This window comes from Phocoenobacter uteri (assembly GCF_900454895.1).
GTDB classification, from domain to species: domain Bacteria; phylum Pseudomonadota; class Gammaproteobacteria; order Enterobacterales; family Pasteurellaceae; genus Phocoenobacter; species Phocoenobacter uteri.
The window spans coordinates 1,346,767-1,361,004 of the sequence record NZ_UGTA01000001.1; the positions used below are offsets into that span (position 1 = coordinate 1,346,767).

At 36.0% G+C, this 14,238-nt stretch carries 13 protein-coding genes and 1 tRNA gene; 5 read left to right on the top strand and 9 right to left on the bottom strand.

All coding sequences use genetic code 11. The features are described from left to right. Positions 1-8 precede the first annotated feature (8 nt). The 4 genes from DYE60_RS06125 to DYE60_RS06140 form a co-directional block, all read right to left on the bottom strand. Positions 9-1,448, bottom strand: coding sequence for a uroporphyrinogen-III C-methyltransferase (locus DYE60_RS06125; protein WP_115315747.1), 1,440 nt, complete (start codon positions 1,446-1,448; stop codon positions 9-11). A 643-nt stretch (positions 1,449-2,091) separates the two neighbouring features. Then, entirely contained in the window at positions 2,092-3,072 is a 981-nt protein-coding gene (locus DYE60_RS06130; protein WP_115315748.1) for an ArsA family ATPase, read from the bottom strand. Positions 3,073-3,109: 37 nt separating this feature from the next. Then, positions 3,110-3,382 (bottom strand): cory-CC-star protein, encoded by a 273-nt coding sequence (locus DYE60_RS06135; RefSeq protein WP_115315749.1) that lies wholly within the window; start codon positions 3,380-3,382, stop codon positions 3,110-3,112. A gap of 487 nt (positions 3,383-3,869) precedes the next feature. Further along, the gene (locus DYE60_RS06140; RefSeq protein WP_115315750.1) at positions 3,870-5,549 is read right to left on the bottom strand and encodes a carbon starvation CstA family protein; all 1,680 of its coding nucleotides are present in this window, start codon (positions 5,547-5,549) and stop codon (positions 3,870-3,872) included. Between the two features lie 255 nt (positions 5,550-5,804). Here DYE60_RS06140 and DYE60_RS06145 point away from each other — a divergent pair, with 255 nt between their 5' ends. The 3 genes from DYE60_RS06145 (at position 5,805) to DYE60_RS06155 (ending at position 9,355) form a co-directional block, all read left to right on the top strand. Next, positions 5,805-7,331 (top strand): SulP family inorganic anion transporter, encoded by a 1,527-nt coding sequence (locus DYE60_RS06145; protein ID WP_115315751.1) that lies wholly within the window; start codon positions 5,805-5,807, stop codon positions 7,329-7,331. A 258-nt stretch (positions 7,332-7,589) separates the two neighbouring features. Next, positions 7,590-8,438 (top strand): co-chaperone YbbN, encoded by an 849-nt coding sequence (locus DYE60_RS06150; RefSeq protein WP_115315752.1) that lies wholly within the window; start codon positions 7,590-7,592, stop codon positions 8,436-8,438. A 29-nt stretch (positions 8,439-8,467) separates the two neighbouring features. After that, a complete protein-coding gene (locus DYE60_RS06155; protein ID WP_115315753.1) occupies positions 8,468-9,355 on the top strand; it encodes an NAD(+) kinase in 888 nt (295 codons plus the stop codon). A gap of 95 nt (positions 9,356-9,450) precedes the next feature. Here the strand turns inward: DYE60_RS06155 and DYE60_RS06160 are convergent, their stop codons facing one another. The 5 genes from DYE60_RS06160 to hflD are packed head-to-tail and all read right to left on the bottom strand — an operon-like array spanning position 9,451 to position 12,502. Continuing rightward, positions 9,451-9,783: a DUF1904 domain-containing protein gene (locus tag DYE60_RS06160; protein ID WP_115315754.1), complete on the bottom strand. Its 333-nt coding sequence runs from the start codon at positions 9,781-9,783 to the stop codon at positions 9,451-9,453. A gap of 51 nt (positions 9,784-9,834) precedes the next feature. Next, positions 9,835-9,969: an ankyrin repeat domain-containing protein gene (locus DYE60_RS06165; protein WP_115315755.1), complete on the bottom strand. Its 135-nt coding sequence runs from the start codon at positions 9,967-9,969 to the stop codon at positions 9,835-9,837. Continuing rightward, positions 9,963-10,445, bottom strand: a complete 483-nt coding sequence (locus DYE60_RS06170) for an ankyrin repeat domain-containing protein (protein ID WP_172460372.1) — start codon at positions 10,443-10,445, stop codon at positions 9,963-9,965. Before DYE60_RS06170 ends, DYE60_RS06165 begins: the two co-directional genes overlap by 7 nt. Positions 10,446-10,476: 31 nt before the next feature. Further along, positions 10,477-11,847, bottom strand: a complete 1,371-nt coding sequence (gene purB, locus DYE60_RS06175; protein WP_115315757.1) for an adenylosuccinate lyase — start codon at positions 11,845-11,847, stop codon at positions 10,477-10,479. 19 nt (positions 11,848-11,866) lie between these two features. Beyond that, positions 11,867-12,502: a high frequency lysogenization protein HflD gene (hflD, locus tag DYE60_RS06180; protein WP_115315758.1), complete on the bottom strand. Its 636-nt coding sequence runs from the start codon at positions 12,500-12,502 to the stop codon at positions 11,867-11,869. A gap of 177 nt (positions 12,503-12,679) precedes the next feature. Here hflD and DYE60_RS06185 point away from each other — a divergent pair. Further along, a tRNA-Leu gene (locus DYE60_RS06185) sits at positions 12,680-12,765 on the top strand. Positions 12,766-12,967: 202 nt separating this feature from the next. After that, a complete protein-coding gene (locus DYE60_RS06190; RefSeq protein WP_172460373.1) occupies positions 12,968-14,164 on the top strand; it encodes a tyrosine-type recombinase/integrase in 1,197 nt (398 codons plus the stop codon). Positions 14,165-14,238: the final 74 nt, after the last annotated feature.

Genomic DNA, 14,238 nt, shown 5'->3' on the forward strand with positions numbered 1-14,238 from the left:
TTTTCCCCCTATTGTTCTTTCGCTTGTTCACTCTGACCTGATAGGCTATTGAGTAAATCTAAGCTGGTTAATTGTTGTGGTGTATCAGTATAAATCGGCTGATCAGCAAGTTTGTCTACTTCATTTAAAAATGCTTTCACGTGACTATCTTCAACATCAAAATAGCTTCTAACCCAAGTTGCAGCTGTTTCTAATGATTCTTTATATAATGCTGTTTGCATACGAGGAATCGCAAGTGTTGCAATTTGTAAGCGTAAACGGATATTTTCACGTAAATACGCTTCTTGGCTTGGCGAAGTAAATACTTTTTGTAAAGAAGTTCCACTCTTATCATTTATACGAATGAAGTGTGACAAGAAAGATTCCGCACTGTTTTCAAGATTCTTTTTCCAATCTTCAACAGAACTGCTCACTTCTGAACTTGCAACGCTCACTGGTTCATCTTGCTCATTTAACATTGGCAGATCATCAACATTTTTAGCCAGTTGCGTTAATTTAAGCATTAAAGCATCCTGATCCACATCATGGATATTCGCTAATTTTGTTAAATCAGATTTAATCGCAGCTTGAACTTGCATTAACTCTGGAGAATTTGATATTGAAACAGCATTAAGTGCATCTTTTAATAATGCTTTTGCACTTTCCACATCATTATCAGCAAGCATTTTGCGTAATGCATTATTTAATAAGAAATCAGTATCCGCTAACACACTTGCCACCGAGCGAGTTTGTGTCGTATTGCCTGTTGCTTGCTCAACCACATTAAGCTGTGATCTTAATTGAGTGATTTGTTGAGCATAAGCGGTCTGTTCTGCTTCTAATTTTGCTAATTTTTGTTGTGATTGAGCATAATTTTCCGCTAATTCTTTCATTTTTGAATGAGCGTGAGCCACAACATCGGTTTTTTCCCCACCCTCTGAGGCAGTAGTTTGCCCATTCATCATTGAATGAGATAAGCCCGCTTGAATATCTGCTTTTACTTGATTTTCAAGTTTTGTGCTTAATTCAGCAAATTTCTGCTCTAATCCTTCACTTGATGAGCCTGCTGGTAATTGTTGCGAATGGCTTGCAATCTTTTGTTCTAATTGATTAAATTTTTGCATACCAAAATAGTAACCAGCACCGCCAACACCTAAAGAAATCAACAATGCAAGTAAGGCAATCGCCGTACCACCTGATTTTTTAGTTTCTTTTTCTTCTTTTTTTGGTGCTGGTTTTTCTGCTACTTTTTCAGTTTTTTCTGGTTGAGGTTTTTCAGTCTTCTCTGAAATTGATTCAGAATTTTTAGAATTGTTTACGTTAGACGTTGATGTCGTATTTGACTTTTTATCTTTTTTATTGAAATTTTTGTTATTCGTTGCTTTTCCTGATTGTGCATTTTTTTGTTCAGAAACAACTGCTTCAGCTTTATCCGTTGTTTGTTTAACGTCTTTATTTGGTATTGACATAAAACCACCCTTCTCTAATTGATATTTATACTGTTTTATCCTAATTTATTTATCACTGCTTCCAATAAACTAGAACTATTCACTTGTGTTGAAACGATAATATTTTCTTTTATAACCTAAGGTTACAATAAATTTGACGATAAGTTCATCAACGAACATAGGTCAACTTTTATCTTGCAACGCAGTGTTTTCAAGCAAGGTTCTTAAAATATCGCAACTACTAGTGAAGATTGTATCAATTCTTGCTTGTTTAAAAAAGGATATTTTCATATTTATATCATTTTTTAGCCTTTTTTTCATCGCACTCAAGCAGTAAAAGATTCATGATTCACTAGGTCGTCATACACTAAAATAAGTCTAACTTTATATCTATTTTTAAAATCAATATGTTCTTTTCAAATAAAGGATTATATTTATGCTAATTGAATACGATTTTATTTGCAAATTTCATCAAAAATATCACCGCTTATTGAATATAATTAGAACACCAGCAATATATAAAGGTGCTATCAATACATCATCATTATTGAACTATATGTCATTAAACCCCAAATATAAAAAATGATTGAGAAATAATTCATCCCTCAACTAAAATGTATAAAAAGTAAAAAAAATTTGACCGCTTATTTGAAATATATCTTAATTAAAACGCATCGTCCCAAAATTCAGCCAATGCCGTGACACCTTGAATATCATTTTGTTTTAACGGAACATATAACGCTTGCAAATCTTTGTATTGTGCTAATAACTCATCAAGTTGAGTCATAATTTCACGCTGTCTTTGACTACGTTTTTGCCAAAATTCATTCGGTTGTTGTTCGCTTAAAATTTGGTTTACGATTAAACCCTTGCAAGGTAAATGGCTGGCGTGAAGCTGTTTTAATGCACGTTTCGTTTCCGCAATCGGCAAAGTTTCTGCAATCAGCACCAATACGATCACCGTTTTATCTTGGTTATGCAAAATATCTCTTGCTTGTGAAAAGAGCTGACGTCGTCTTTCCAACACGCTTACTGCATCATTCCAACGGTTATTTTCTTTCACAAAAGGATTGAAATTACGCTGTTTATCCAAATTTTGTGACGCTTCTCGTAATTTAGTTTGATGTTTTTGTTGTGCGAGTAAGCCGTCTGTCCACGCTTGCATCATTTCAGGTAAGCTCAGTAAACGTAAAGTATGCCCTGTCGGTGCGGTATCAAAAATAATATGCTGATAATCCGCTTGTGCATCCACCAAATGCTGACAAATTGCTTCCAACATCGCCGCTTCTTCTGCACCTGGTGCGTGATGAGAAAGTTTTAAAAACTCACGTAATTTGGGCATCATATCAGGGTTGGTATAAGCTCGTAGCGTATTTTCTACCTGTTCAAAATGCTTATGGATAATAGTGTGAGAATTTAATTCAATGGCATCTAAATTATCATTGATTTGAGTTGCTGTATGACTAAGTTCAATCGCTAAAGCATCACCCAAACTATGGGCGGGATCCGTTGAAATAATTAAGGTTTTACGCCCTAAGCTTGCAAAATGCACCGCTAACGCCGCCGATGAAGTCGTTTTCCCTACTCCACCTTTACCACCAACAAAGATGACTTTTTTATCTAATAAACTTTCAACTAATTTCATTTTATTTCTCTATTTATATCTTATTAACAACGGCGAATTAACAGCAACCAAAATGCTCTAATGGTGATTTTTCAATGCCCATTCGGGTATGCCATTCATGGAAGGCTTCGAGGAAGATTGGTTGTAATTCAAGGGTGTAAAATGCCACAGGATTTGGTACGCCAAGACTTTCAGCAAAAAGCATTAACATAAATAAATCTGCCTCATCACGATTAGCTCGTGCGAGGGTTTGGCGATAAGGGGCGTGATAAAATTCATCTAAACCGGCATAGAAAGCGGTCAATTTTTCTTTAAGATTTGCAATATTCATTGGTTTTTTCTTTTTATAAAAATAGATTTGCATTATAACTTTTATTATAAAAAATAACAGCTTGTTAAATAATGTACTTTATTTAGACTCTAGGACAACCGCAAACTTTTACCTATTGATTTTTATAAATTAAACATAAAATTTAAATATAGCGGTTATATTAATGACTAAATGTACAAATTAAATATCCAGCTTGGAGACGTTGCATACAACATCTCTACAAATATAATTATTCAATCAATAAGTTAGAAAATTAAATACAAAATAAGACAGTACTCGTTCCCTGAGTCTGTCGAAGGGAAAACAGTGTGTGAAGCACTTATGCTTCGACAGGCTCAGCAATCGTGCTTCAGTAAAATTTTGGGTGCTAATTTCAATTTAATTTACCATAATTAGATGATAAAAATAATAAATTACTTCCAGATAAAACAAAAAAGTCGCCTAAACTCAACATTTAGACGACTTTTATTTTGGTAAATTTTAGTAATTATTTAACCGCTTCTTTCTCTTTTGATGGCCATTCTTTTCTAAGTACTGATACGCACTCGAAAGAAACCAAAATTGATGCGATTAAGATGATGATATCTAACACCAATAATAACCATTGCTCTTTTGCGTAGAATGATTGTAATTGGATTAAAAGAGCCATTACAGTCATCGCAAGCAAGAATGCCATTGGTAATAAGGTGTACCAGCTTTTGATACCTTTACGTAATAACATCACTGATACGATCAATAAGGTTAAACCTGCCATTAACTGGTTAGTTGTACCGAATAAAGGCCAGATTGTTAAACCACCCGCACCGTCATCGCCACCTGTTCCGAATACTAATCCGATACAGATACCGACTGCTGATAAAGTTGCAACCGTACCATTTTTTAATGCTGGTAAGTTATAGATTTCACCAAATTCTTGTACGATATAACGTTGTAAACGCACACCGGTATCCATTGTTGTTCCAGCAAATAATGCTGCCATTACGGTTAGCATTGTCACTGAAATTTCTTTGCTGATACCCACGCCTTGATTGATGATTTCACCACCACCATTGATAAATGCACCGATTGAGCCTTTACCAAATGCAGTGTAAACCGCTTCCCAATCTGCAAGTGTTGCAAAACCTGCTGTTGCTGCGATGATTGCACCAAGAGAAAGCATCCCTTCACCCATTGCACCAAAGTAACCAACAAAACGAATATCTTTTTCATTATTGATTTGTTTTGATGTTGTACCTGATGAAACTAAACCGTGGAAGCCTGAAATCGCACCACACGCAATGGTTACGAATAATAATGGCATAATTGGTGGTGTGCCGTTTGGCATATTTTCATTAAATGCCGGTGCAACCACATCTGGTGCAAATAGCATAATTGAAACGTATAAAATACCTAAACCGATGAATAATTGTAAGCCATTGATGTAATCACGTGGTTGTAACAACATCCAAACTGGTAATAATGAAGCAATCGCTGCATAAGCGAAAAGGATTAAAATCCACCAACCTGTGCTACTCATTCCCATCATTTCTGTTGGTAATGCAAGAGGCACTTGTGGACCCGCCCAAATTAACGCATATAATGCGATAACCCCAACGATAGACACGATTGGAAGTGACAATTTAAAGCGATAAATAGCTTGCCCGATGATAAATGCAACCACTAATGCACCCCAAACAGGTAACACAGAAGAAGGTGTGTTAACCATCATTCGAGCGATTACCGTACCAAATGCAGTGTTTACCATCAATAGTAACAAGAAGATAACCACCATTAACAATGCTCTCGCACGTCCGCCAATCACTTTACCAACGATAAAGCCCATTGATTGTCCACGATTACGCACCGACGCCCAGATTGCAGACATATCGTGAACCCCTGCCATAAAGATTGTACCAAATACAACCCAAATGAACGCAGGCACCCAACCCCAAATTACCGCAATTGCAGGCCCGATAATTGGTGCAGCTCCAGCAACAGAGGTGAAATGGTGTCCCCAAAGCACGTATTTATTACTTGGTACATAATCGATACCATCATTAAATTCGTGTGCAGGCGTTTTGAAATCTTCACTAAATTTGAAGACTTTTTCAGCGATAAATTTTGAATAAATAAAGAAGCCTAAAGCCATAAAGCCAAGACCAGCGATAAGGAGAAAAATACTATTCATAGAAGATCCTTATAAATGAGTTTTTTGAGAGAAAAATGGAGAATAATTAAATTCTACCCAACCAGTAAATATACTAAATTTACAAATTAAAAACAAGCAATTATCATTTATAACACTAGAATAAAATAGTGAGTAAGCGGTCTTTTTTTAGTGAAAATTTACAAAAAACAGACTTTCTTTTGATTTGATTGAAAAACAAGCGTAAATAACGTATAGTCTTATCCCCCTTCAAGATTAGGAAACAACCCAAATTTAATGAAAAAAGTAATAAATTTATTCAATCAAAATAATCAGATTGATTACAAAACAGAAATATTATCCGGCTTAACCGTTGCATTAGCCCTTGTACCAGAAGCTGTCGCGTTTGCGTTAATTGCTGGACTCTCACCATTAACAGGGCTTTATGCTGCATTTATGATGGGCTTAGTCACCTCTATTTTAGGTGGTCGTCCAGGTATGATTTCAGGTGCAACAGGAGCGGTTGCCGTTGTCTTAGTTGCCTTAGTAAAAACACACGGTGTGGAATATGTATTTGCAACCGTGATTCTCGCGGGAATTTTACAAGTATTAGCAGGTACATTTAGATTAGGAAAACTGATCCGCCTTGTACCACATCCAGTAATATTCGGCTTTGTGAACGGTTTAGCGGTGGTTATTTTTACGGCACAGCTAGCACAATTTAAAGATGATGCAGGTAACTGGCTAACAGGCTCGCCACTTTATATTTTCTTAGGTTTAGTCTTGCTCACAATGGCAATTATTTGGTTATTACCAAAATTTACCAAAGCAATTCCAGCTTCTTTGGCATCAATTTTAATTATTTTTGGTATCGTAACCCTCTTTAATTTAGACACCAAAACAGTGGGCGATATCGCCTCAATTAAAGGTGGATTCCCACCATTCCATTTACCAAGCGTGCCTTTTGAATGGGAAACATTAAGTGTCATTTTCCCTTATGCCGCCATTGTTGCAGGCGTGGGCTTGATTGAAAGTCTATTAACCTTAAATATCGTTGATGAAATCACAGAAAGTCACGGTAAGAGTAACAAAGAAGCGATTGCACAAGGTACAGCAAATATTTTATCAGGCTTATTCTCAGGAATGGGGGGCTGTGCGATGATCGGACAAAGCTTGATCAACATTTCAAACGGTGCAAGAGCAAGAATTTCAGGTATTGTCGCATCTGTAATGTTGTTGATGTTTGTGATGTTCGGGAGTAGCTTAATTGAACAAGTGCCAATGGCAGCATTAACAGGCTTGATGATTATGGTCTCAATCGGTACATTTGAGTGGGCGAGTTTAAAAGTATTTACCAAATTCCCTAAATCAGACATTTTAGTAATGGTGCTAGTAACCTTAGTAACTATCGTGTTACACAACCTTGCCCTTGCTGTTGTGGTTGGTGTCATTATTGCTGCCCTTGTCTTTGCTTGGGATAATGCAAAACACATCCGTGTCACTAAATATGTCGATGACAAAGCCGTTCGTTATTATGAAGTTAACGGCCCATTATTCTTTGCTTCAACGACGGCGTTTATTGAAAAATTCAATGTATCAGGCGATCCAAAAGAAATCGTCATTGATTTTAAAAATAGCCGAGTAGCCGATATGTCGGCGATTGAAGCCTTGAATAAATTAACAGAGCGTTATAGAAAACTAGGCAAAAAAGTCCATTTACGCCATTTAAGTGCGGACTGTAAAGCGTTAATCAAAAATGCGGAAAGCGTGATTGATGTAAACGTGATGGAAGATCCAACTTATAAAGTAATGTTAGACGACTAAAATTCAATAACATAACACGGCATCAAAATGGTGCCGTTTTTTATTGCCATTATCTAAATGTAAATATCCTTAGGTTGCGTAGATCCCCAAATTATACTCTTCTTGTAAAATTGTGAGCTTAGCCGTTCAAAAAACATATTTTGATATCAACATCACTCTTCACTGTCCCTCTATTACAATATTCAAATCTGAAAAAAGAGATTATTTCTCTGTGCTTTTCTGTTAAAATTTGCAAAATTCACGAAAAAATAACCGCTTATGAACTGCATAATTGACATTCACGAAAATAATCTTAGAGATGTATTGGATATGACGGCAACAATGCCTGTTGTATTTCATTTCTTTTCCGCTCAACAACCAACGTCTATTGAACTAAAAAATACCTTTGAAAAATTAACCGAAGAATATCCAGAACAGTTTTTACTGGCTTTGGTAGATTGTGACGCACAACCTTTCGTTGCTTCACAATTTCGTTTACAAGTTATTCCAACGACTTATTTCTTCTTAGAAGGTCAGCCTGTTGATGCAATTTTAGAGCCAATAACAGAACAAGAATTACGTCTTCGCTTAGCCAATATTTTACCAAAAGAAGATGAATTAAAATTTAATGAAGCCTTAACTTTCTTACAAAATAATGAATTTGATAAAGCACTGCCATTGTTAAAAAGTGCGTGGGAGCTGAACGAAAAGAAAAACAGTGATTTCGGTTTACTTTACGCCGAAACCTACATTGCCATTAAGCAAACAGAACCTGCAAAAGCAATCTTAAACCAAATTCCATTACAAGATCGTGATAGTCGCTGGCAGGGTTTACAGGATCAAATCGCCTTACTCGAACAAGCAAGCGATTCTCCTGAAATCCAACAATTACAGCAAGATTACACAAAAAATAAAACGCCTGAAATTGCAATAAAATTAGCGAATCAACTACACCAAGTTGGACGAAATGAAGAAGCATTAACCCTCTTATTTGAATGGCTAAAACAAGATTTAAGCATCACAAACGGCGAAATTAAGAAACAATTTTTAACGATACTTTCAGCAATGGGAACAAACGATCCCTTAGTACCAAAATTTAGACGACAGCTATATTCGTTATTGTATTAACAATTCTTATCTTTAAAACGAGTAAAAAAATGGAAAAAGAACGTAATTTTCAACACATCGCCATTGTTGGACAACCTCGTCGCAATGCTGCATTAGAAACACATCTTGCGGTTTATAACTGGCTTAAAGATCGTGGCTATCAGGTTTCTATTGAAAAAAATGTGGCAAAACAACTCAATTTATCCGCCATTGGTTTAAGCCTTGATGACATTGGACAACAAGCTCATTTAGTCATCGTAATCGGTGGCGATGGAAATATGCTCGGCGTAGCACGCGAATTAGCAAAATATAGAGTACCTTTAGTCGGTATAAATCGTGGCAATTTTGGTTTCTTAACTGACATCGCACCTCAAACAGCGTTTGAGCAACTTTACAGTTGCTTAGAACGTGAAGAATTTGTGATTGAAGAACGCTTTTTATTAGAAGCACATATTGAACGCAATGGTAAAATCATTAAAAGCAATAATGCCTTAAATGAAGTGGTCATCAACCCTGCTCAGATAGTAAAAACAATGGAGTTTGAAGTTTGTATTGATGGGAAATTTGCCTTTTCTCAACGTTCAGACGGAATGATTATCTCAACACCAACAGGCTCAACCGCCTATTCTCTTTCTGTTGGGGGGCCAATTCTCACCCCAAATATGGACGCAATGGCACTCGTACCGATGTATCCTCATACATTATCTGCCCGCCCTCTCGTTATTGATGGTGACAGCGAGGTCTCATTACGCTTTACAGAAAACAACCTTGAAGAATTACAAGTGAGCTGTGATAGTCAAGTTTATCTACCATTCTCACGAGATGATCGCATTATTGTGCGTAAGAGTAATGATCGCCTACACTTACTGCATCTTGATGATTACAACTATTTCTCGGTATTAGGCTCAAAATTAGGTTGGTTGAATAAATTATTTTAAATAAAAATAATCAAATAAAGCGGTCAAAAAAATTTATCTTTTTGCAAAAATTGATAAAAATATGACCGCTTAAATACGCTTTTTAATCACTAAAATTACCCAAAAAACTCGCCGTTTTCACAATAATTATCCCCAGTCAAAGGGAAGAAAATCACAGTGCAATCTTTGTCATTGTTAATACGTTTAATCAATTTAATCAGAAAATCAGCGGTCTGCTTTTTCACTTCTTCGCCTCGATCAAACCAATAAAGCTCAATAAAGGTAAAGCCTTCAACGATTTTTCCATCAAAAATATACTCGGTTGAATTACATTCTAAGGTAAACCATTCACGATCACATTTGATAATGTCCGTTAAACCATCGATGATTTCTTTGCTGTTTTCAACAATTAAACTTTTCTCAATTCCACGAATTTTTAAATGTGGCATCGTTTACTCCTGTTTTAATTTATAAATTATCAATTTTACTAAGTAAAAAAATCACTTAGTTTTTACTGATTTTAAAAGTTCGGCTATTTCTAACTGTTTATTAAATAAAGCATATTCCAGTGCAATATGACCATTATTATCCTGAGAATTAACATCTGCACCAGCATCCAATAGTAATTCTACCATATTTTTTGACCTAAAAATGAGGCTTCCATTAACGCAGTAAGACCTGATTCAGTCTTAGATTCCACATCTATTCCTGCTAATAAGAATGTATTAACTATATCTAATACATTTTCTCTATTTCTCTGAATAGCCAAGATCAACATAGAATTACCAAATTCATCTTGTTTATTAATATCAGCTCCTGCTTCAATGAGTAATTTTACTACTTCTACTCTATCAGCCTGAACTGCAATCATTAAAGGCGTGAAACCAAACTCATCAGTAACATTAACATCAATATTATCAGCCAATAGTTCTTTCATTTTTTCTACATCATTACGATATATAACGATACTTAAAACCTCATCAATACTTTTATCTTTTATTTCATCTTCTATTGATATTGGGGTAATAACGTTTTTAGTTGTATCTGCATTTGAAAACATACTAAAAAATAAGAAACCAAAGCATAATACATAATGAAAAAACTTGTTCATTGTAAAGCTCCTTAATAAGTTACACGTAAACCTAGTCCAACTTCTCCACCAACTCCACCGCATAACCAATATAATTCGCTGGTGTCATTTGTTTCAAGCGTTCAATTTCAGCCTGTGGAAGCGGTAGCGTTTCAACGAAATTTTGCATAATTTCTTTGGTTACTCGCTTGCCTCGTGTGAGTTCTTTTAATTTTTCATAAGGTTTTTCAATACCATAGCGACGCATTACGGTTTGGATAGGTTCAGCTAACACTTCCCAGTTTTGATCAAGATCTTCTTGTAAACGTTCTTCGTTCACTTCTAATTTGCTAATCCCTTTCAAGATTGAGCTGTATGCGATCAACGAATATCCCACGCCTACGCCTAAATTACGCAATACGGTCGAATCTGTTAAATCACGTTGCCAACGAGAAATCGGTAATTTTTGAGCAAGGTGGCTCATTAACGCATTGGCTAAACCTAAATTTCCTTCGGAATTTTCAAAATCAATTGGGTTCACTTTGTGTGGCATTGTGCTTGATCCAATTTCGCCCGCAACAGTGCGTTGTTTGAAATAATTTAACGCGATATAGCCCCATAAATCACGGTCAAAATCAATTAAGATCGTATTGAAACGTGCGATACAATCAAAATATTCGGCAATATAATCGTGTGGTTCAATTTGGGTTGAATACGGATTCCATTCAATACCTAATGATGTCACAAATTCTTGGCTAAATTTATGCCAGTCAATCTCAGGATAAGCCGATAAATGAGCATTATAATTCCCTACCGCACCGTTGATTTTTCCGAGTATCTCAATTTGTTGCAACTGTTTAAATTGACGTTTTAAACGATACGCCACGTTCGCCATTTCCTTACCCATTGTTGATGGCGTCGCTGGCTGTCCGTGTGTGCGACATAGCATTGGAATATGCTGATAATGATTTGCTAGCTCAACAATCGCATTAGTTACCGCTTTCCACTGTGGCAATAATACCTCTTCACGTGCTGTTTTCAACATCAAGGCGTGAGAAAGGTTATTGATGTCTTCCGATGTACAAGCAAAGTGCCAAAACTCACTGATTTTCGCTAATTCAGGTAAAGCCTCGCTTTTCTCTTTTAAGAAATATTCTACGGCTTTAACATCGTGATTGGTGACTCGCTCAATCTCTTTAATTCGCTGAGCATCTTGCACAGAAAAATTTTCAATGATTTGATTTAAGTAGTGATCTGCTTGCTCTGATAATGGTGCAACCTCTTGAATTTCTTGGGTTTGTGCTAATTTTTGCAACCATTTTATTTCCACCATTACACGGAATTTAATCAATCCAAATTCACTAAAAATTGGGCGTAAATCTGCGACTTTGTCTTGGTAGCGTCCATCAATAGGCGACACAGCGGTAAGGGTATTCAGTTCCATAAAATATTCTCCGATAAAATTATAAGGTTTGATAAAAAGATTGCATTTGGTTTAAGATTTTTTTACGAGCAAACAAAAATTGCCAACGTTTTCCGCCAACTTGTTGCCATAATACGCCCGCTCGCACACCTGCAAGCAAGGTGGCTCGAATGCGATTTTGTACATCAGTGCGAGCAAGATGTTGTTGTGAGCCTGTGACTTGAATTTTATTTCCCAATGGGCTAATCACTTCACGATAAATACTCGCGAGATTGGCAATAATCTGTTCATTTAAAACATCATTTTCACAAAGGGATAATTGACGCTCAATTTGCTGTAAACGTTGTGCCAACAGGGGTTTAGCTTCTGGGTTTTCTAATAATTTTCGGCTTAATGCCAGCATTCCGATCCAATAACGACTAATTTCAGTATCCAGATTACCTTTCCCACCACCAAATTGTGCGAAACCCGTTTCAATCCCCAATTTTAAGTGCGATAAATCATCATCAAATACACCTAAAGTCGAATCAGGTTGCATAACGAATAAACTTTTTAAGGAATGTCGAAGGATTTCACTTTCATCAAAAGTCATATCATGATGTGCAAATTTCTGCACTAAACTGCCCGCTTGGCAAGCACCTGCCACAGCAACGGAAATATCAAAATAATTTGCCATTTTTTATCTTAAATTTAATGTAAATATAGAGGCAGAATATAGCATTTTTTACTTTTTTTTAGAATAACTGATTTGATTTATTATAAAAATGTTGATTTTTAGAACAATCAATTATTTTTTTGTGTTTTCTGCTTGCGAAAAAGAGAATGTGTTCTATAATTAAAGAGTTTTCACACCGCCTGGGTGGCGAAATTGGTAGACGCAGCGGATTCAAAATCCGCCGATGAATAATCGTGTCGGTTCGAGTCCGACCCTAGGCACCAAGACATCATTTCACAACGTTCGCCAACGTTTCAAAAAGTATCATAAAGCCAGTAATAGCAAGGCTTTATCGTTTCAGAGAGTTTCACAGCGTTTCATTGAATTTCATAACAAGCAATTTTTAATGATCCCTCGACTGATCCCTCTTTTGATAAATCATTAAAAGTAATTTTATTTAAAAAATTGATGAAAAAGGCTTTTAATATGGCGAAACAAGTCGCACCTTTAACAGATACAAAAATCAAATCATTTAAACCAGAAGAAAAAGAATATAGAAAATCTGATGGCTACGGATTATTTTTATTAGTAAAACCGAATGGGACTAAATTATGGCGATATATGTATTCATTCAACGGCGAACGTTTAAAAATTAGTTTGGGAAGCTATCCAGCAACTACACTCAAACAAGCAAGAGAAAAGCGGTTAGAATTTGAAGGACTTTTACAGCGTGGAATCAATCCTAAAAATTATAAAAAACAAGCTCTAAAAGTTCCAACAGTTCAAGAATTTACTGATGAATGGCTTACTTTCTGGAAACCAACAGTTAAAGAAAGCACCTTAAAAAAGGAAGTGTGGCGACTTCATAAGCATTTATTCCCAATGTTTGGGCATTATCGCATTGATCAATTAGAGCTTTATATCGTTGTTCAAGAATTAGAAACGTTATATAAATCAAGCCCTGAAACAGCATTTAAAGTAATGCGGAAATTAGTACAAATTTTTGATTATGCTCAAATTAAAGGGCTAATCAAATTTAATAATTTAACACCGCTTACAAAAGCCTTTATTAAGGTTAAAGCTAAAAATCAGCCGACTATAAAGCCTGATGAATTACCGCATTTCTTGCACTGTTTAGAAAATTCTAATAGTAGAGCGGAAACAAAGCTTTTGATCATGTGGCAACTTTTAACAATGGTACGCCCAAGAGAAGCCGTTACAGCTGAATGGCAAGAAATAGATTTTAAAAATTCTGTTTGGCTTATTCCAGCTGAAAAAATGAAAGGTAGAAAAGACAGGGCAAGATCGCATAGCGTTCCATTAAGCAAACAGGCATTAAATATTCTTGAAGAAATGCACAGACACAACGGGCGAAGACAATATATTTTTGCAAGCGTTAGAAGCCCTTTAAATCCGATGAATAGCGCAACAGCAAACAAGGCTATAAAAGATATCAATAACGGCTACTTCAAGGGCATTCTAACCGCCCACGGCTTGCGAAGTATTGCAAGTACTTATTTGCATAATCAGACCGATTTTGAACCGCATTTAATTGAGGCTTGTTTATCGCACGTTACAGGGAATGAAGTTCAGCGTGCATACAATAGGGGCGATTATTTGGAGCAACGTCGCCCGATTATGGATAAGTGGGGCGAATATGTAGAGGCTTGTAGAAAAGCTTAGATATTGAATGATGGGGCGGGTTATTCCGCCTTTTTGTTTTCATTAAGTTTCATTGACTTTTTTAATATTTAGTT